This is a genomic window from Aeribacillus sp. FSL K6-1121, assembly GCF_038003725.1.
GTDB classification, from domain to species: domain Bacteria; phylum Bacillota; class Bacilli; order Bacillales; family Aeribacillaceae; genus Aeribacillus; species Aeribacillus composti.
In genome coordinates this window covers 1,999,829-2,018,119 of record NZ_JBBOPS010000001.1, presented here as the reverse complement: position 1 = coordinate 2,018,119, position 18,291 = coordinate 1,999,829, and the positions used below count along the sequence as shown (strand labels likewise).

The 18,291-nt window shown below is 37.4% G+C and carries 18 protein-coding genes and 4 pseudogenes; 10 read left to right on the top strand and 12 right to left on the bottom strand.

What is annotated here, in order from left to right; genetic code table 11:
- Positions 1-116: 116 nt before the first annotated feature.
- From NSQ61_RS09790 to NSQ61_RS09755, 8 genes and pseudogenes are all read right to left on the bottom strand, one after another.
- Entirely contained in the window at positions 117-362 is a 246-nt protein-coding gene (locus NSQ61_RS09790; protein WP_094246458.1) for a DNA-binding protein, read from the bottom strand.
- A gap of 90 nt (positions 363-452) precedes the next feature.
- A complete protein-coding gene (locus NSQ61_RS09785; RefSeq protein WP_063389303.1) occupies positions 453-755 on the bottom strand; it encodes a contact-dependent growth inhibition system immunity protein in 303 nt (100 codons plus the stop codon).
- Positions 756-840: 85 nt separating this feature from the next.
- Positions 841-973: pseudogene (locus tag NSQ61_RS09780) on the bottom strand (recombinase family protein); the annotation flags it as partial.
- Between the two features lie 400 nt (positions 974-1,373).
- Positions 1,374-1,835, bottom strand: coding sequence for an Imm30 family immunity protein (locus NSQ61_RS09775; RefSeq protein ID WP_327874245.1), 462 nt, complete (start codon positions 1,833-1,835; stop codon positions 1,374-1,376).
- Between the two features lie 84 nt (positions 1,836-1,919).
- Positions 1,920-2,201 carry a hypothetical protein gene (locus NSQ61_RS09770; protein ID WP_130158595.1) on the bottom strand — a complete coding sequence of 94 codons (282 nt, stop codon included), beginning with the start codon at positions 2,199-2,201 and terminating at the stop codon, positions 1,920-1,922.
- A gap of 7 nt (positions 2,202-2,208) precedes the next feature.
- A complete protein-coding gene (locus tag NSQ61_RS09765; protein WP_232515500.1) occupies positions 2,209-2,646 on the bottom strand; it encodes a hypothetical protein in 438 nt (145 codons plus the stop codon).
- A gap of 324 nt (positions 2,647-2,970) precedes the next feature.
- Positions 2,971-3,264, bottom strand: a complete 294-nt coding sequence (locus tag NSQ61_RS09760; RefSeq protein ID WP_094245387.1) for a hypothetical protein — start codon at positions 3,262-3,264, stop codon at positions 2,971-2,973.
- A gap of 11 nt (positions 3,265-3,275) precedes the next feature.
- Positions 3,276-4,994, bottom strand: a complete 1,719-nt coding sequence (locus NSQ61_RS09755) for a hypothetical protein (RefSeq protein ID WP_340806851.1) — start codon at positions 4,992-4,994, stop codon at positions 3,276-3,278.
- Between the two features lie 417 nt (positions 4,995-5,411).
- Here NSQ61_RS09755 and NSQ61_RS09750 point away from each other — a divergent pair, with 417 nt between their 5' ends.
- The 4 genes from NSQ61_RS09750 to treR all read left to right on the top strand — a co-directional run bounded on the left by NSQ61_RS09750 (position 5,412) and on the right by treR (position 9,920).
- Positions 5,412-5,897, top strand: coding sequence for a PTS sugar transporter subunit IIA (locus tag NSQ61_RS09750; protein ID WP_063386461.1), 486 nt, complete (start codon positions 5,412-5,414; stop codon positions 5,895-5,897).
- A 34-nt stretch (positions 5,898-5,931) separates the two neighbouring features.
- The gene (gene treP / locus NSQ61_RS09745; protein WP_063386460.1) at positions 5,932-7,347 is read left to right on the top strand and encodes a PTS system trehalose-specific EIIBC component; all 1,416 of its coding nucleotides are present in this window, start codon (positions 5,932-5,934) and stop codon (positions 7,345-7,347) included.
- A 117-nt stretch (positions 7,348-7,464) separates the two neighbouring features.
- Positions 7,465-9,150 carry an alpha,alpha-phosphotrehalase gene (treC, locus tag NSQ61_RS09740; protein WP_066249864.1) on the top strand — a complete coding sequence of 562 codons (1,686 nt, stop codon included), beginning with the start codon at positions 7,465-7,467 and terminating at the stop codon, positions 9,148-9,150.
- Positions 9,151-9,173: 23 nt separating this feature from the next.
- The gene (gene treR, locus NSQ61_RS09735) at positions 9,174-9,920 is read left to right on the top strand and encodes a trehalose operon repressor (RefSeq protein WP_063386458.1); all 747 of its coding nucleotides are present in this window, start codon (positions 9,174-9,176) and stop codon (positions 9,918-9,920) included.
- 228 nt (positions 9,921-10,148) lie between these two features.
- On the opposite strand, the gene NSQ61_RS09730 is transcribed toward treR, so the two are convergent.
- From NSQ61_RS09730 to NSQ61_RS09720, 3 genes and pseudogenes are all read right to left on the bottom strand, one after another.
- A complete protein-coding gene (locus NSQ61_RS09730; RefSeq protein WP_261308774.1) occupies positions 10,149-10,265 on the bottom strand; it encodes an immunity 22 family protein in 117 nt (38 codons plus the stop codon).
- 495 nt (positions 10,266-10,760) lie between these two features.
- On the bottom strand, positions 10,761-11,156 hold the full coding sequence (locus NSQ61_RS09725) for a CDI toxin immunity protein (RefSeq protein ID WP_066249867.1): 396 nt from the start codon (positions 11,154-11,156) through the stop codon (positions 10,761-10,763).
- 12 nt (positions 11,157-11,168) lie between these two features.
- Positions 11,169-11,486 (bottom strand): annotated as a pseudogene (locus NSQ61_RS09720) (T7SS effector LXG polymorphic toxin); the annotation flags it as partial.
- A gap of 81 nt (positions 11,487-11,567) precedes the next feature.
- Between NSQ61_RS09720 and NSQ61_RS09715 the strand changes: the two are divergent.
- Positions 11,568-11,764 (top strand): annotated as a pseudogene (locus NSQ61_RS09715) (IS3-like element ISBt2 family transposase); the annotation flags it as partial.
- Here NSQ61_RS09715 and NSQ61_RS09710 read toward each other — a convergent pair.
- Positions 11,726-11,899, bottom strand: coding sequence for a DUF4274 domain-containing protein (locus NSQ61_RS09710; RefSeq protein WP_165381986.1), 174 nt, complete (start codon positions 11,897-11,899; stop codon positions 11,726-11,728). The pseudogene NSQ61_RS09715 and the gene NSQ61_RS09710 overlap by 39 nt on opposite strands.
- Before the next feature lie 929 nt (positions 11,900-12,828).
- On the opposite strand from NSQ61_RS09710, the gene NSQ61_RS09705 reads away from it, so the two are divergent.
- The 5 genes and pseudogenes from NSQ61_RS09705 to NSQ61_RS20290 all read left to right on the top strand — a co-directional run.
- Positions 12,829-13,827, top strand: a complete 999-nt coding sequence (locus tag NSQ61_RS09705; protein WP_066249868.1) for a LacI family DNA-binding transcriptional regulator — start codon at positions 12,829-12,831, stop codon at positions 13,825-13,827.
- Between the two features lie 96 nt (positions 13,828-13,923).
- Complete coding sequence (locus tag NSQ61_RS09700) at positions 13,924-15,366, top strand: sucrose-specific PTS transporter subunit IIBC (RefSeq protein WP_340806846.1); 1,443 nt, start codon at positions 13,924-13,926, stop codon at positions 15,364-15,366.
- Between the two features lie 79 nt (positions 15,367-15,445).
- Positions 15,446-16,927 (top strand): glycoside hydrolase family 32 protein, encoded by a 1,482-nt coding sequence (locus NSQ61_RS09695; protein WP_327859069.1) that lies wholly within the window; start codon positions 15,446-15,448, stop codon positions 16,925-16,927.
- Between the two features lie 16 nt (positions 16,928-16,943).
- Positions 16,944-17,915 carry a carbohydrate kinase family protein gene (locus tag NSQ61_RS09690; RefSeq protein ID WP_327859068.1) on the top strand — a complete coding sequence of 324 codons (972 nt, stop codon included), beginning with the start codon at positions 16,944-16,946 and terminating at the stop codon, positions 17,913-17,915.
- Positions 17,916-18,150: 235 nt separating this feature from the next.
- Positions 18,151-18,255: pseudogene (locus NSQ61_RS20290) on the top strand (transposase); the annotation flags it as partial.
- Positions 18,256-18,291: the final 36 nt, after the last annotated feature.

Genomic DNA, 18,291 nt, shown 5'->3' with positions numbered 1-18,291 from the left:
GGCATGGATCCATTCTATAGGGTGAGAGGCACGAACCATGAAGGCAGTTGTAGAGTTAGCTTTAAAATAGAAAAACCTTGAAAGGCTTGTAACCAATCAAGGTTATTTAACGCTTTTTAATTGCTATACTTGTTTATCCAATCTATAATGTCTTGTTCTACATGTAGATATTCATCTGGACTATCTTTTAAATCAATTCCGGAAACAATTTGTAAAAGTTCCCAAACAGTTTCATCTGATATATTTGGCTCATCCTGCATTACATATTTTGAAGCCCAATCTGCTACTTCTTCTCGTGTTAGCTTTCCTTGTAAAATCATTTTTAATTTATTAATTATTTCTTCTTTTGTTGGTTGTTTCATTTTTTCACCACTTTCCAATATAATTCCCATTGCTAGAAAAAAACCTTGAAAGAGTTTTTACTCAATCAAGGTACTCAAGAATTTGTAGTTCTATTCTGCTTTTACAGCTTCTTTTAATTGTTCTACTACACTTTTTAGCCATTGAATTGGAGTTAGCTCAAGATCAGGAAAATATACTCCGTCTGCACAGTGTTGAATGTATTCATTCTTTTCATCATCCGAATACTCACTATTGATGAATTCTGTTAAAAATACGATAGCAGATTTAAGATATTCTTTACTTTCCTCTGTTAACAATTCTTGTAATGCCTCTTCAGGTGAATCTGCATCTTGATGAAAAGTCCCAGCCAAGAACTGAAAAACTGGATCTTCTGGATTATTTTTGACTAACAAGCATTTTTCCCTCCATTCCATTATTTGGTTGGATAACCAGTTAAAATAAAATTCCCTGCTTCATCCTTCTTTAATACTATGTTAGCATTCCCTCATCCTTAAACACACGTAAGAGAGTGTATCCTTGTGCCTTTAATTTCATCTTCTTGGTAGGCAAGGCTGTATCCATCTTTGGCTTGCCCTTGTGTGGAAACTCGGATATATCCAATCACATTCATGATACCTTCCCCCTCCGTTACGCAAATTCAGATTAACGTAACGCTTGTTAACAATGACGAGTATTATACGACCGTCTTTAGTGAAAATACAATACAAAAATAATTTGCCAGCTCTTATTGTCACAGTCAGTTAAAAGTTTATACCCTCTTTCTCGCCACGAGAAAGCTTTCTCTCGTGTTTTAAAGCGTACTCGAAGGGTATTAGTGTTGTTAATAGTTTCACCATGCATCACAGCCAAACTCATAGTAGGCAGAACCATTATGAAGTCTGAATTAAAATGTTGGTAAAAACGATATATAAATTTTCTCGTAATTGCACTTTATTATTTGATACATCTGTTAGTTTTAAAATAAAAACCTTGAAAGGCATAAAGCCAATCAAGGTTTTCATAATTAGTTCTTAAATATTATCTAATACCTCATCTACTGACTCACCAAACAATTCTGGATCTTCTTTCTTTATATCTCCTAACAAATCTTTAATAATATTTCTTGTTTTGATGTCGATATTCTCCAAAACTATTGCATAAATTGTACGTACATGGGGGTGATTTAATATTCTGTAATGTAAAATTTCTATCCATTCCCTCCCATAACTTATAACTGTTGGCACAGAAGTAGCAATTAGTTTTAACCCTTCCTCTATTTTATTCTTATATAAATGCTCAATAGTATGCACCAAGTTAAACATTACCTCATGGTGTTCAGTATTATCATCAAAAGCTAAAATTAAATCTTTAATAATTGAAACCTCACCATATTCATATATAATTTTTAAAGCTTGCTCAAATTCTTCCACTTGTTTTTCTGTCTTAAGCAGACGGTTATCGTATACCTTTTTTATTTCCGACTTAATATCCAAAAATATTCCCTCCTTAGCTGTTAGATTTAAATTAGAAAAAACTTGAATGGCTTATAGCCAATCAAGGTTTTTGTTCTAAATCAGTTACCTCCATCTCCAATTTATTTCCCAGTCTTCATACACAGCCGGCAAATAAATTCCTCTTTTATATTGATGATCATTCACAATAAACCAATTTTCATCCTTCAGCCATTCTTCATTATATTCACTCTCTTTAAAATCGTTTTCTTCATCCGTCAGAGCCTTAAAAAACTCTTTAAACTTTACTATATTTTGATTAGGTATAAGTTTACCATACATCCACATGCCTTCAGTGTTGATATCTTGTATTTCGCCTAGACATTCATCTTGGAAATATAAAAACATAATATACTCACTCCTTAGGAGAAATTTTTATGAATTTGCTAGGTATCTCTCCTCTGATCAAATATTCATTGTCTCTTGTAGTCCAAGTTAACGCTCTATTTTTCCAAAAATCAGAAGAAGAGCTATCTCTCTCAATTAATTTTCGAATCTGTTTTGGGGATAAAATAGCTACATTTTTAACTTCTCCTGATCTAATCGCTTTTCTCAAAGAAGAAATATCTAATTCTATTAAGTAATCCCCATAATTTCCAATAATACCTTTATTACCAGTGAAACTAATATAAGGGCTATTTGATTTTGCTCCCCTTCTGTAACCTCCTAAAATATGCTCTATAACAGTAACTTGTCGATTTTTGTATATACCTTTACTATTTGCAGGAACTAAATTACCTGAATCTGATATAAATGGCTTACCAATTCCATTAGATCTTTTAGGTGAATGCAATAAACTATCTCCTCTATAAAGTTTACCAGTACCCTTATTATTGTTTTAATTTGGCTTCTCTATTTCTCCTTCAACGGTTCATTATGTAAAAAATGACCCCAACTGTACTGGAGTCATCTTTAGCTGTATATGCATTTTGAACTGTCTATTTTTTGATGTCATAACTATACGAAGATAATAATTTTTAAATACTTAGTAAATTTTTTGTTTATACTACCCAATATTAAATTTAGAGGAAGCATATTTTTAAAATTCCTGGTCCTTCCCCCCATTAAATTCTTTGGAATAAATATGTTCCGTGTAGATATTAAATAAAAAAACACTTTAATTCGTCTTCTGTTGCAACATTACTTCTAATTTATCTAACTCAATTACTAGTGGTTCATCGTAACTCTCAACTAAGTTGGTATCAAAATACGCTCTCAAGGCTCCTTTTAGCTTAGAATCTTTCCTTAATTCATCAATATTGCTATTGGTATTTACAGTTTCTGATAATTCTTTCAACTTATCTAATAATGTATCTAAAAATTTATGTTCCCTCTGATTTTTTTTTTCATAAACTAAATCCATAACCTTTTGTATTTGAATTTTAATATTATCCATTTCTTCGTTTTGCATAACAAAACCTCCTATTTTGAAGGTATTGGCCTAATTTCCTTTATCCATTCTAAAGAATAATTTAAAGGTAATAAAATTTGGTCAGCATCCCCTTTTAGAATACTACCGGTTTTAGTAATTTGTTTTTCAGCTCTGCCAATATTCAATATAGTTCCTTTTGGAACTTCAATTACGGCTTCATAGTTCCTCGTATTTTTCCATTCTGGGAGTAAAGCTAAGTCAATTTTAGTTTGTATCCTATTTACAGCCGGAGAAGTTGTAGCAAATGTTCCGCCTGCATCTGCATGCCCGCCAAATACTCTATAGACTGTAACATTCTCTTTTGTAATCACTGTTCTATAATTTGAATCTTTAAATGTAGTAGCAATACTCGAAGGTAAAGGCATTTTTTCAATTTCCTCTACCTGATTGTCAATACGAGTTGAGTAATCTTTTCCTTTTTCAACTGTTTTTTTACCAGTACCCTTAGTGCTAAGTTCAACGCCATCGTTGCCTGCTTTACCTCCGCCTACATTTATCCCATCCAACTTACTTAACCAAGCTTGAATCTTATTCTCCACCGGAACCTTAACATTCCCAGCCCCTTTCATGGCGAATCCCATTTGCCGGCTTGGCAGGAGGTGTCTTAAGTTTGTTGCGGCGTTGTCTACGAATCGGCCGACTTGCAACGCACCGTTTGCTGCGCCGGTTTTCAAATGATGCGGCATTTCCTTCGCCCATGCTTTCGCATTTCGAATGCGGGCAACGATGTCTTTTTCAGCATGGACAACTATGTCGGAGGCACGTTGTGATTTTTGCTGGAAGCCCGTTTTTAACCCCGTTAATAATTGAAGATCACTTGCTTCTCTTAGAGGTGAAAAGCGGGCGGCGCTGCTGAATCTAGAAAGCGCGCTGACGCCAGGGACGATATCCAATGGAGCGAGGACACCGCGGAATACTCTTTCGCCTGTTTCTAGTTCCCTCCCTGAAATCCAGTCTTTTCCGGAAACGGCCGAGCTTAATTCCAGTGTACCATAGGCCATGCCCAATGCCATCCCTGCTGGCGGACAAATAAATGAGACGCCGACAATCACGACGAGCGCCGCTATTTGCCCCCAGAATTCTTTGTTCATTTGCCCGTCTTTGATCGATTCATACTGAAAAGCATGGGAATTCAATGTCGTCTGTATATATTCTTTTTTCGAAAAGTCCTGGCGGGTGTTCAGTTCTTTCCATGAGGCGTATTCCCGTTCCATTAGCCTGGCATAGTAGTTGCTGCCGCTGAACAGATCTTCCAGTCCGACCTCGGCTTTCGGCACTTCGATCGTCTCCTGTGAGCCATAAGTTCCTGGAACAACGATTGTTTCTTTTGCGCCGATGCGGTTTTTCGTCTTGATCTCTGATATCGATAAGTCGCGCATCGCTTCGACAAAAGCATCGATATCTTGATAAAACGGCTCATCGATGGTGCGGTCGACAATATCTCCGATGCGGCCGCTAAAGCGGTGCATGACAAGAAAATCCTCATATAAGCTTTGATATTGGCTTTTGCGATCGGTATGGGTGAAAGAGATGACACCATCGCTGTCATATTTGGCTATGTCTGACTGGGCGTCTTCCAAAAGATCGCTGATATCTTTTAAGTTGTCGATCATGCCTTTTCCCCATACACCGACGCCGATCAGGTTGCCGATTCCTTTCTTGGTCCTTTCCCATTCTGAAGGTATATAGTTGACATTCACTGTATCCATGCCTCCGATTGAAACGAAATGGATTCCATCAAGTGGAAAAGCTTTTTGTTTCATTATAAGACAGATAAAGGAATTTTTAGTAAATAGAAATGAAAAAGGGGAATTTTAAGAAAAAACTACCAAGAGGTTTCTAGATTATTTTCTTATTTAGGTAATAGAGACCGATTATATTGTCTCGAATAAAAATGCCCTTTATGGAATATAGGACCAAAGCCGTATAAAGCAACTTTTATTATTTCCACTGTAAACTTGACAGGGGGAAGTTCAAAATTAGGAACTCTTTTATTAAATAAAGTACTTTTTCAGTGGTGACGATGTATACGGGTAACTTTTTTATTGACGAACTTGTATATACAGGTTAAAATAAAAGCATCTTGTATATACAAGTTTTGAAAGCGGTTAAAAGGAGAGTTCATAATGTTAAAAAAATGGTTTCGAAAAAAAGAGGAAACGCTCTTAGCCCCTTTAACCGGAAAAATAGTCGAGATCGAACAAGTTCCTGATCCAGCATTTTCCCAAAAGCTCATGGGGGATGGAGTGGCTATTGATCCTGCAGACGGAATTGTCGTTTCGCCGGTCAATGGGGAAGTTATTCAATTTTTCCATACGAAGCATGCGATTGGTATTCGTTCTGAGACGGGACTGGAGCTATTGATCCACATCGGTTTAGACACCGTTATGATGAACGGTGAAGGATTTGTTGGACATGTGAAGGTCGGTGACAAAGTCAAGGCGGGCGACAGTTTACTGACATTCGATCTTGCATTGATCAAAGAAAAAGCAGCAAGCACGATCACACCGATTGTCATCACCAATATGGATGCCGTTCAATCACTCGAAAAGAAGTCGCTCGAAAGCGTGCAGGCAGGAACGGATTCATTTATGGTTGTCGTAGCAAAATAACACTTGTTTTGTAAACGATTACGGGGGGATCATCATGAATATCAGCAAACAATCAGTTGAAAAGATTGTTGAGTCTGTTGGAGGAAAAGAGAATATTGTAGCGGCAACACATTGTGTTACCCGGTTAAGATTTGCATTAAAGGATGAGGGAAAAGTAGATAAAGAGGCTTTGGAAAGCATTGATCTCGTCAAAGGCTCCTTTTCGGCAAACGGTCAATTTCAAGTCGTGATTGGACAAGGGCTTGTCGATAAAGTGTACAACGAAATGGTGGAGTTGACGGGGATTGACCGCGCGACAAAGCAAGAGATTAAAGATGCAGCGGAAGCGAAGCTAAACCCGCTTCAGCGTGCGATTAAAACATTAGCTGATATTTTTATTCCGATTTTGCCGGCGATTGTGACAGCAGGTTTGTTGATGGGAATTAATAATATCCTGACAGGCCAAAATATTTTTTATGAAGGCAAATCATTTGTGGAAGTGCATAAAGAGTGGGCCGATCTTGCCAGCATTATTAACTTAATTGCCAATACGGCGTTCGTCTTTCTGCCAGGTTTAATCGGTTGGTCAGCGGTAACGAAATTCGGCGGCAGTCCATTGCTTGGTATTGTGCTAGGCTTAATGCTTGTTCACCCAGATTTGTTAAACGCATGGGGCTGGGGAGCAGCGAAAGAAGAAGGAAACATTCCTGTATGGAATTTGTTCGGATTGGATGTTCAAAAGGTAGGATATCAGGGTCAAGTATTGCCTGTGCTAGTGGCATCGTACGTGCTGGCGAAAACAGAGCTGTTTTGGCGTAAACGAATTCCCGATGCGTTTCAGTTGCTGTTAGTCGCTCCGCTTTCGCTGCTATTTACCGGTTTTTTAGCGTTTATTGCGATCGGACCGATTACATTTGCAATCGGCAACGGGATTACAAGTGTATTTGTTTCAGTGTTTCATAATGTTCCAGCAATTGGCGGGCTTCTATATGGAGCGATATATGCCCCTCTTGTTGTCACGGGGATGCATCATACGTTCTTGCCGGTTGATTTGCAGCTGATCACCAACACTGGCGGAACATTTTTATGGCCGATTCTCGTTCTTTCTAATATCGCTCAAGGTTCGGCGGCGTTAGCCATGATGTTTTTAGCAAAAGATGAAAAACTGAAAGGGCTGTCATTCACATCTGCCGTTTCAGCTTATTTGGGTATCACGGAACCGGCCATGTTTGGAGTGAATTTACGCTACCGTTATCCATTTATTTCAGCGATGATCGGAGCAGCAATTGGCGGAATGTTCATTACGCTCAATAAAGTGATCGCATTTTCTATTGGTGTTGGCGGTCTTCCTGGGTTTTTATCAATCGTTCAGCAAAAATGGGCGCCGTTTTTCATTGGAATGGCGATCGCGATTGTGCTGCCATTTGCCCTAACATTTGTGTTAGGAAAAATTCGCAAAGATCATAATTAATAGAACTGTGTTCTAAATAATAAATATGAATAATCAAAGATTCATACCATTGGTGAATGACCGCCAATGGTATCGTTTTTCCCGATAGTCTCAAAATTATAAACGAGGTGATATTCATTGAAGCAGCCATGGTGGAAAAAAGCCGTTGTTTATCAAATTTATCCGAAAAGCTTTAAAGACACGACGGGAAATGGAATAGGAGATTTGCAAGGGATTATCGAGAAATTAGACTATTTAAAGACATTAGGGATTGACGTCATTTGGCTGACGCCTATTTATGCTTCGCCGCAGCGAGATAACGGCTATGATATTAGTGATTATTTTAGCATTCATCAAGATTATGGAACAATGGAGGATTTCGAGCGTTTGCTTGCTGAAGCCCATCGGCGCGGTATCAAAGTGATAATGGATATGGTCGTAAACCATACCTCGACCGATCATGAGTGGTTTCAGCAGGCACGTTCGTCAAAAGAAAACCGCTACCGCCATTTTTATATTTGGAAGGATGCCAAACCAGACGGCAGCCCTCCAACAAACTGGAAATCCAAATTTGGCGGATCGGCTTGGGAGTATGATGAGCAAACGGGACAATATTATCTGCACTTGTTTGATGTAACTCAGGCCGACTTAAATTGGGAAAATGAAGAGCTGCGCAAAACGATTTATGAAATGATGCATTTTTGGTTTCAAAAGGGAATTGATGGCTTTCGCTTAGATGTCATTAATTTGATTTCGAAAGATCAACGTTTTCTCGATGATGACGAATCCCTGCCATTGGGTGACGGCCGCCGATTTTATACAGACGGTCCGCGCATCCATGAGTTTTTGCAGGAAATGAATAGGGAAGTATTTTCTAAATATGATATTATGACAGTCGGTGAGATGTCATCGACCACCATTGACCATTGCATTCAATATACTAATCCAGCACGGAACGAATTGAATATGACGTTTAACTTCCACCATTTAAAGGTAGACTACCCAAATGGTGAAAAATGGGTGGCAGCTCCATTCGATTTTCTGGCTCTAAAACGAATTTTATCTACTTGGCAAGTGGAGATGAATAAAGGCGGAGGCTGGAATGCGCTCTTCTGGTGCAACCATGACCAGCCGAGAATTGTGTCGCGCTATGGCAATGATGGAGCATATCATAAAGAATCGGCGAAGATGCTGGCAACAGTTATTCATATGATGCAAGGAACACCATATATTTACCAAGGTGAAGAAATTGGCATGACCAACCCGAAGTTTGAGCGAATTGAAGAATACCGTGATGTGGAAACATTAAATATGTATAAAATTTTGCTTGAGCAAGGAAAAACAGAAGCAGAGGTGCTTGAAATTTTAAAATGTAAATCGCGCGATAATTCACGGACACCTATGCAATGGGACGACAGTCCGCATGCCGGATTCACAACTGGGACTCCTTGGATTCATGTCGCGCCGAATTTTAAAGAGATTAATGTGAAAAAAGCATTAGAGGATCCAACATCGATTTTTTACCATTACAAACGTTTGATTGAATTGCGAAAGAACTATGACATTATTACAACAGGAAACTATCAGCTATTGTTAGAGGATCATCCGCAAATTTTTGCTTATGTGCGCAATGGAGATGGTGAAAAGCTTCTAGTAGTGGCCAACTTTTTTGGCGGCCAAACAGAATTTGTTTTGCCGAATGAGCTTGATATAAACGGATATACAAGCCGTATCCTACTTTCCAACTATAATGACTCTTCTGAACATGTACAAGAAATCATGTTGCGTCCATATGAAGCGATTGTGTATCATTTAACAAAATGATACTATACAATTCGGTGATGACTATGAAGGAAAATAAATTTATGGCGATTTACAACGACCTTTTGCTTCATATTCGCAAAGGCATTTTTCAGCCGAACGAAAAGCTGCCTTCTGAAAATGAATTGTCCCAGCGGTATCAAACATCGCGTGAGACGATTCGCAAAGCGCTCAATCTTCTATCAGAGCATGGCTATATTCAAAAAATAAAAGGAAAAGGTTCGATTGTGTTAGATGTAGGAAAATATGATTTTCCTGTCTCTGGACTTGTCAGCTTTAAAGAATTGGCGCAAAAAATGAACAAGCCGGCAAGAACGATCGTACATGAACTGGAATTGATCGAGCCTGATGAATATATTAAAAGACAATTGGAAACCGAAAATAAGGAAAAAGTTTGGAAAGTGATTCGTGCTAGGGAAATAGAAGAAGAGAAAATTATTTTAGACAAGGACTTTCTTTGCCAAAAATTCGTTCCAACATTGACGCGCGGCATTTGTGAAAATTCGATTTATGAATATATCGAAAATGAATTAAAGCTTCGCATTAGCTTTGCGAAAAAAGAAATGTTTGTCGACCGAGTGACAGCTGAGGATCAAAAATATATGGATTTAAACGGCTACGAGCATGTAGTAGTGGTGAAAAATTTTGTCTACTTAGAAGATGCGAGCTTGTTTCAGTATACCGAATCGAGACATCGGCTCGATAAATTTCGGTTTGTTGATTTTGCGCGGCGTACTCATCACCCGGGGATGTCCGATAAGTCCTTAAAATGAAGCCAGTGGAGAAAAACGAGTTGTTTTTCTCCACTCAGCTTGTAGACTTTGTTGGCAAGCTGACCTTGAAAGAGTGTCGAACACTCATTCAAGGTGTTTATAATTACTTATATTGCACGGCTCCTAGAAATCTAAACTGATGTTTTTCATTGATATTTCCATTATATTGAAAGTTATAAAGTAAAAGAACTGAGTTCGCTTCTTGATTTAAACGATCACCGCAAAACTCTATAAATTTTGAATTTTCTCCTCATCATAAGAAAAGCCTTCAATTAGAACACGGCAATCAATCGATGGCTCATCATAGAATTCTATTTCTCTAAAATCTTCATTGTAGTAATCAATGTTAAAGTCTTTTTCAAATTCGGAAGGTAGTAAATCTCCATCTTCTTTAGTGAGAGCGCCACCTTGACAGGGATAGTGGTCGCTGGTTTGAGTTCAGTCGGAATCATCCTCAAAAATCTTGATATGACGCGGTTCTTGCCAGAAGCTAATTGAGGTGGAGTAATCCTCTCGCTATAGTAATCGGTGGTAGCGAAGAAAAAGTTACGAAAAAATTTTTATAAAATGGTGGGAAAACAAGGGTAAGGTTTTTGGCGAAAAAAACGGTAGTAACTGATAATTTTTCAGTGGGTTATATTTGATGAAAATTGTAAAATAGGGCATCTTTTTTATACACATTTTGTGCGTACAAGATAACTCTAAAAATTATCATATAGAACTTGAATAGATTACATGCACAAATTGTATCACTAGCAGCTCGTTCGGCACTACGTCACTAGTAGAAAACCCTCAAAAGAGAATTTATATTCACCTTTTGAGGGTTAATTCAATGATATTTTACTTCAATCCTATTCTTACTTCACCGTCATGAAATATCTCAATAACATATCCTGAAGATGGTGAAAATATCCATGTATCAAAACTTACAGCAGTAACATCATCTATAACTTCAAATACTTTATTTAACTCAGATTGAATTATAGGTAATGTCCTTTCATCCCAAATAACATATATAACGTTGCTGTATTCATCAATGTTTTGGTTCAAAAAGGAGATGATCTCATCAACTGTATTCACTTTAGCATGATAAGTCACTTTCTCCCATTCAATACGCCCCCACTCAGTAAATGGAAAAGAATTCTCAAAATCTCTTAGTACTTGCTCTCTCTCACTATCAGATAAGACGTGTACATTCTCACCTAGTGCTTCAATACACTCATCAAATAAACTCATTCAAATTCCCCCTTATCTATTCAAATGTTTTAATAAAGATTTAAAGGTGCTTTCGTTACCCTCGAATGGAATAACGATTTTTCGAGCATTAGCCCCTTTACCATTGCGAAAATCTTCAATGTTTATATGTGTCCCCTTATTTGGGTCATAATCTAATCTCCATCTTACTTTTCTGTCAGCAGACTGCCTACCAATTACTTTACCATATCCAGCACTTGACTTAAGAGTTCCTATATATGGCTTTGAATTTGGTCCTAAATCTCCAACTAGGTCTAGTGCTTTATTTCTAGCCTGTTCATATGTCTTGACTTTATCTAATACTTGTTCCCTTTTACCAATACCCTATTTAGTAATCTTAAAAGCAATTATAAAAAAATGAAGTGACCCAGTAAAATGGGACAAGGAAAAACACTCCATAGCGATCAAGGGGCGGTCTATACGTCTTATGCTTTTCAACATTTAGCCAAAGAAAAAGGCATTACCACGAGCATGTCCCGCAAAGGAAACTGCCATGATCATGCCGTAATAGAATCGTTTCATTCTCTTCATTAAAGGCTGAAACATTCTATTCACAAGAAAAACAAAATCTCACTAACTCTATTGTTAGGAATTTCAAAACCATTATCCCAGTTGTAATTTGCTGCAAATATATGAAGAAGTATCGAATTATTTATATGTTTTACTTCTTCATTGTCTTCACAATACAGGAGCTCTTTTAACTTTTCTAACTCTTTGTTATTCATAAACCCCCTCCTTTTCACAATCTAAGTTTTATATGTTTATCTTAAACGAAAAATCTCCCGTAATTAAAACCTACAAGGAAATATTGTTTCCTATAGGCATTTATCTTCAATTATTTTTCTAGTTTATTTAGTTGTCTTTCCCAAAGTTCCACAGATACACCTTGGTTCGGATATAGTGGCAAACCTTATTTAGGTAATAGAGACCAATCATATTGTCTCAAAATAAAAAGGGGGTGTCTAATAAGTCGTTTTTACGGCTTATTGACGCCCCCATTAATGTGTTAGAAACGTTGATATATCGGTGTTTATGATTTTTTGTTTTCAATGGCGATTTGATTTCTGGACGGCCCCATAAATGATTCTGTTTTGCAGGTAATCTTGACGGCAGCTTGTTGTCGATTTTTTGGTTTTATAATATGTTTGTTGGCGTATTTTTGTTTAAGATAAAAATAAATTTTTTGCATTCTATTAGACTATGATTTATCCTACTACTACACCTTGACAGGGTGGGGGTTGCTGGTTTGAGACCAGTCGGAATCATCGAGATGAAAAGTCATAAATCCTTGAGATATAGGGCATTGACCTATTTACATGTTCAAAAGTTGAGAGTCGATCGAGTAGTGGAAACAAAAGATTGATTATTGAATCACCCGCCAAAGTGATGGGAAAGTGCTTAAAAGTGATTGAATCCCTAGCCAAAGTGATGGGAAAGATCCCAGAAGTGATTTAAATCCCCAGCAAAAGTGGAGGAATCAATCGATCCTAGAAGTAACCTATCAAATTTGCAGCAATCGGTGAATGACCGATTGCTTTATTATTCGGAGCACAGGATTTTAAATCTCGAATGCTTATTTTGTTACCCCATGCATTAAAAATGGGTTTAATATTATAATAAAAAAAAGAGAACTCATTTTTGAGGTGGACTAGGAATGAATAAAACTATTGCAGATATAGCAAAAATTTCGGGAGTTTCCAAAAGCACTGTATCTCGCTACTTAAATGGTGGATCCGTTAGTGAAGCAACAAAAAGAAAAATTGAACTTGCCATTAAAGAAACAGGATATACACCTAATCCTTTTGCACAAAGTTTAAAGGCTAAGAAAACATATTTTATTGGAACGATTGTTCCGCGATTAGATTCCTATGCAGCATCGCATACTTTAATTGGGATTGATGAACAATTAAAAGAGTTGAATTTTCAATTATTAATATCCAATACGAATCAGCAAATTGAACGTGAAATTGAAACGATTTATAGCCTTGCTAGTCAAAAAGTTGCGGGAATTATTTTACTTGCTACTCAAATTACACAAGTACATTTAGAGGCATTTGAAAAGGTGAACATCCCGATTCTTCTTGTTGGTCAAGAACATCCGGATGTACATAGTCTGATTCATAATGATTTGGAAGCAGGCTATGCAATTGGAAAATATGTATTAGAGAAAGGGCATCGAAAAATTGCTTACTTAGGTGTTACCGAAAAGGATGTGGCAGTTGGAGTAAGAAGAAAGGAAGGATTTAAAAGGGCAATAGCAGAAGCGGAAGGATGTGAGGTTCGTTATTTTGAAACAGGTTTTAATATGTTTGCTGCTCAACAAAGAGTAACAGAAATGCTAGAAGGATTTCAGCCGACTTGCATTGTGTGTGCAACGGATAATATTGCTCTTGGTGCTTTAAGGGCAGCACAATTAAAAGGATTGAGCATTCCAAAGGATGTTTCTATTACGGGTTTTGGAGGATATGATGTGACGGAAATTATTCACCCAGGGCTAACAACAGTAAAACTGTTTTTTAAAGAGGCTGGAAAGATGGCAGCGCAAAACATTGTAAAGCTTGTCAATGAGGAGTCAGTTCCAAAAAGAACATTATCAAAATATGAAATTATTGAACGAGAAAGCGTTGACAGCATCATTCCTAATGACTTATAATCAGACTGGAACCGGTTCCATTTCATAAAGTTAGGAACCGGTTCCTAAATCGCGAAAAATGGAACCGGTTCCACTAAATAAATGGGGGAGGAAGCTATGAAATACGATCAAATCGCAAAAGAAATTTTAGAAGCTCTTGGTGGAAAAGATAATATTTCTGCTGCAGCTCACTGTGCGACACGTTTACGTCTAGTTTTAAATGATGAAAGTAAAATAAATCAAGAAGCGCTTGACAAAATGGACGATGTAAAAGGAACTTTTTCAACGGGTGGACAGTTCCAAATTATTTTAGGGTCAGGTACAGTTAACAAAGTTTATCAAGAATTGACCAAATTAACTGGACTTCAAGAAATGTCTACAAAAGATGTGAAAGATGCTGGAGCGAAAAATTTAAATCCAATTCAACGTTTAGTGAAGCTACTTTCTGATATTTTCGTTCCGATTATTCCTGCCATTGTTGCTGGCGGTCTTTTAATGGGAATTAATAACGTATTAACGGCAAAGGATCTATTTATTGAAGGTAGGTCCCTCATTGATGCATATCCAGAAATAGCGGACTTAGCAGCACTTATTAATACATTTGCCAATGCGGCATTTGTCTTTTTACCAATTTTAATTGGTTTCTCCGCTACACAGCGCTTTGGTGGTAACCCGTACTTAGGAGCTACTTTAGGTATGTTAATGGTTCACCCTGATTTATTAAATGGTTGGGGTTATGGTAGCGCCTTAGCGAACGGTGAAATTCCAGTTTGGAGTATTTTCGGATTTGAAATTGAAAAAGTCGGTTATCAAGGGACCGTATTACCTGTATTAGCATCATCCTTTATTTTAGCGAAAACAGAACAATTCTTACGCAAATATATTCCGTCTGCACTTGATAACTTATTAACGCCATTATTAACGATTTTTATTACAGGCATTTTAACGTTTACAGCAGTAGGACCGATTACTCGTTCTGCAGGTAACTTATTAACAGACGGACTTGTTTGGTTATATGATACTACGGGACTCATTGGTGGTGCGTTATTCGGTTTAGTTTATGCCCCAATCGTTATTACAGGTATGCATCATAGCTTTATTGCAGTTGAAACACAATTGTTAGCAGAATTTGCTAAAACAGGTGGTTCGTTTATTTTCCCTGTTGCGGCTATGTCAAACGTAGCTCAAGGTGCAGCAACATTAGCTGTTTTTATGATTATTAATGATAAGAAAATTAAAGGTATTGCGTCCGCAGCTGGTATTTCGGCTCTTTTAGGAATTACAGAGCCTTCTATGTTTGGTGTAAACTTGAAGCTTCGTTATCCATTTATTGGTGCTATTACAGGTGCAGCTATATCAGCCGCATTTATTACGATCTTTAAAGTAAAAGCTGTTGCGCTTGGAGCAGCTGGTTTACCAGGTATTATTTCAATTCGTCCAGATTCCATAGTTCCATACGTAATTGGAATGGTTATTTCATTCATCGTTGCATTCGTAACAACCATCATTTTAGCGAAACGTGCAGCGAAAAAAGAACAAGCAGCAGAAAAAGCATCTTAATAAATTAAATATTGGGGTCTGATCCTTAAAAAGAGGTCAGGCCCTGTGTTTACATCGTGAAGGAGTTTGAGGTTTAAAGATGGAATGGACGAGAAAACAACGGTATCGCCGAATCGAAGAAGCGACAAAAGAAGAATTGAATGCATTAAAAGAAAAAGTCAACAAAAGCATTTGGCGTCAGAAATTTCATATTCAACCAGTAACGGGACTTTTAAATGATCCAAATGGTTTTTCTTATTTTAACGGAGAATATCACTTGTTTTATCAATGGTTTCCGCTAGGTCCTGTTCATGGATTAAAATATTGGTATCACACAAAATCAAAAGATCTTGTCAATTGGCAAAATGTCGGAATTGGTATTAAGCCGAACGATTATTTTGATTCTCACGGAGCTTATTCAGGTAGTGCTATTTGTCATGACGGTAAGCTCCATTTAATGTATACAGGAAATACAAGAGATGAAAATTGGGTTCGTCATCCATATCAATGCTTAGCGGTAATGAATGAAAATGGACGTATTGAAAAATTACAAGAGCCGGTTATTAAAGAAGTTCCAAAAGGTTATACCGATCATTATCGCGATCCGAAAGTTTGGAAGGAAAATGACACTTTTTATGCTGTTATCGGGGCACAGAGGGAAAACAAAACAGGTTGTATTGTTCTTTATTCATCACCTGATTTAAAAAATTGGACATTTGAAGGTGAGGTTCAAACAAACTTAAAGGAATTTGGATTTATGTGGGAATGTCCCGATTATTTTGAACTAGATGGAAAAGGTGTGCTGATCTTCTCACCACAAGGGTTAGAGCCAAAGGGAGATCAATTTCAAAATATCTATCAATCTGGTTATCTTTTAGGGAACACACTAGATTTAAAGACTAAAGTTTTTGAACACGGTGAGTTTGTTGAGTTAGACCGTGGATTTGACTTTTATGCACCACAAACGACAATTGACCATAAGGGACGTCGCCTTTTAGTCGGGTGGATGGGTCTTCCCGAAATCGAGTATCCAACTGATAAGGATGGGTGGGCTCATTGTTTAACATTACCGAGAGAGTTGACCGTTCAAAATGGAAAGCTTATTCAGTGTCCTGTAAAAGAACTAGAAGCATTGCGACAAGATTCGATAAATGTGAAAGATATTCTCGATGATGAGAAAAAAATGTATGCAGGATTCAATGGGACGACGTATGAACTTATTTGTGAATTTACGAACATGGAAGCAGATGAAGTCGGGATTGAATTCCGGTCATGTAAAGATGAAAAAACGGTCATCTCCTATAACAGAAAGGAACAAAAGGTGACCTTAGACCGTACCCATTCAGGGGAGGTTCCAGCTAAAGAATATGGAACAACAAGAACGTGCAGCGTTGAAGGGGATACGTTAAAGCTTCATCTGTTTGTTGATACGTCTTCTGTCGAAATTTTTATCAATGACGGCGTTGAAGTATTTACGAGCCGAATTTTTCCAAGACCTGAAAGCACAGATATTCGCTTCTTTGCACGAAACGGAAAAGTTACATTAGACACAACGAAATATAACTTATCCACTATAAATTAAAAGGGAGGTGTAGACAATGGGGCGCTTATTTTCAATTGGTGAAGTGTTAATTGATTTTATTCCAATGCAAAAAGGCAAAGCATTAAAGGATGTTCAATCTTTTAAACGTGCACCTGGGGGAGCCCCAGCAAACGTTGCAGCAGCTGTTGCGAGATTTGGAGCAGAATCTGCAATGATCACAAAGCTTGGAATGGATGCCTTTAGTGACTTTTTAATTGAAGAGTTACAAAAAATCGGTGTGAAAACAGATAAAATAAAGCGAACAAATGAAGCGAATACAGGATTAGCATTTGTTTCGCTGCGCGATGATGGTGAACGTGATTTTTCCTTCTATCGCAATCCTTCTGCAGATCTTTTGCTTTCAGAAGATGAAATTGAAGAAAGTTGGTTTGTCAAAGGAGATATTTTACATTTTTGCTCCGTCGATCTAGTCGAAAGCCCAATGAAAAAAGCCCATGAAAAAGCAATTCGACTTGTTAAAGAAAATGGGGGAATCATTAGCTTTGATCCCAACGTTCGCCTTCCACTATGGAACAGTGCAGAGAAATGTCGACAAACGATTTTAGAATTTATTCCGAAAGCACATATCATCAAAATTTCCGATGAAGAATTAGCGTTTATCACAGGAATCACTAATGAAAAAGAGGCGATTGAAAACTTATTCACAGGTGATGTAAAAGCCGTTATTTACACAAAAGGAGCTAATGGAGCCGACCTTTACACGAAGAATGCCAAATATGAATCAACTGGTTTCAAAGTTGAGGTTCAGGATACTACAGGTGCAGGAGATGCCTTTATCGGTGGCTTTTTATATAAACTACTCGAAAAAGAAGTAAACCATGATAACTTAATAGATGTATTAAATGAGCACCATCAAGAAATCCTCACCTTTGCCAATGCAAGCGGTGCGATCACAACAACAGGAAAAGGTGCCATTTCATCCTTACCGACAAAAGAAGAAATCCTTAACTTTATTTCATGTAAATAAATACATATTAAGATTATCAGCATAGACCACGGTCAAGGTCTGTGCTGCTATTTTTTAGTAGGAGTGGAGAAAAGGTCGTGACAGCCCCAGAACTATGAGTTCGCAATGAAAAACTGGCCTACTTCACGGATCTTATAAGAATCAGATTTAATATGTTGGATCCATGAGATCGTGGATAAGAAAAGGGAATCATTAAGGTTATATGAAGGCTTCTACAAATAATGGAGGAAGGTTTATGCAAAGTGTCATTGCCTTTGATGTTAGTATGGGAAAGAGCTATATGGTTATTTATAATTTTGCTCAGATTTGTATTTATGAGGGGGAAATATTACATAATCGCCTACAATTACGAAATCGCATCAGCAACTTCGTAATT

What these genes read in the sequence shown, in the direction of transcription:
- NSQ61_RS09790 (WP_094246458.1), bottom strand. Translation starts at nt 362, where the DNA reads ATGAAACAACCAACAAAAGAAGAAATAATTAATAAATTAAAAATGATT.
- NSQ61_RS09770 (WP_130158595.1), bottom strand. Translation starts at nt 2,201, where the DNA reads ATGTTTTTATATTTCCAAGATGAATGTCTAGGCGAAATACAAGATATC.
- NSQ61_RS09760 (WP_094245387.1), bottom strand. Translation starts at nt 3,264, where the DNA reads ATGCAAAACGAAGAAATGGATAATATTAAAATTCAAATACAAAAGGTT.
- NSQ61_RS09755 (WP_340806851.1), bottom strand. Translation starts at nt 4,994, where the DNA reads ATGGATACAGTGAATGTCAACTATATACCTTCAGAATGGGAAAGGACC.
- NSQ61_RS09750 (WP_063386461.1), top strand. Translation starts at nt 5,412, where the DNA reads ATGTTAAAAAAATGGTTTCGAAAAAAAGAGGAAACGCTCTTAGCCCCT.
- treP (WP_063386460.1), top strand. Translation starts at nt 5,932, where the DNA reads ATGAATATCAGCAAACAATCAGTTGAAAAGATTGTTGAGTCTGTTGGA.
- treR (WP_063386458.1), top strand. Translation starts at nt 9,174, where the DNA reads ATGAAGGAAAATAAATTTATGGCGATTTACAACGACCTTTTGCTTCAT.
- NSQ61_RS09725 (WP_066249867.1), bottom strand. Translation starts at nt 11,156, where the DNA reads ATGAGTTTATTTGATGAGTGTATTGAAGCACTAGGTGAGAATGTACAC.
- NSQ61_RS09710 (WP_165381986.1), bottom strand. Translation starts at nt 11,899, where the DNA reads ATGAATAACAAAGAGTTAGAAAAGTTAAAAGAGCTCCTGTATTGTGAA.
- NSQ61_RS09705 (WP_066249868.1), top strand. Translation starts at nt 12,829, where the DNA reads ATGAATAAAACTATTGCAGATATAGCAAAAATTTCGGGAGTTTCCAAA.
- NSQ61_RS09700 (WP_340806846.1), top strand. Translation starts at nt 13,924, where the DNA reads ATGAAATACGATCAAATCGCAAAAGAAATTTTAGAAGCTCTTGGTGGA.
- NSQ61_RS09695 (WP_327859069.1), top strand. Translation starts at nt 15,446, where the DNA reads ATGGAATGGACGAGAAAACAACGGTATCGCCGAATCGAAGAAGCGACA.
- NSQ61_RS09690 (WP_327859068.1), top strand. Translation starts at nt 16,944, where the DNA reads ATGGGGCGCTTATTTTCAATTGGTGAAGTGTTAATTGATTTTATTCCA.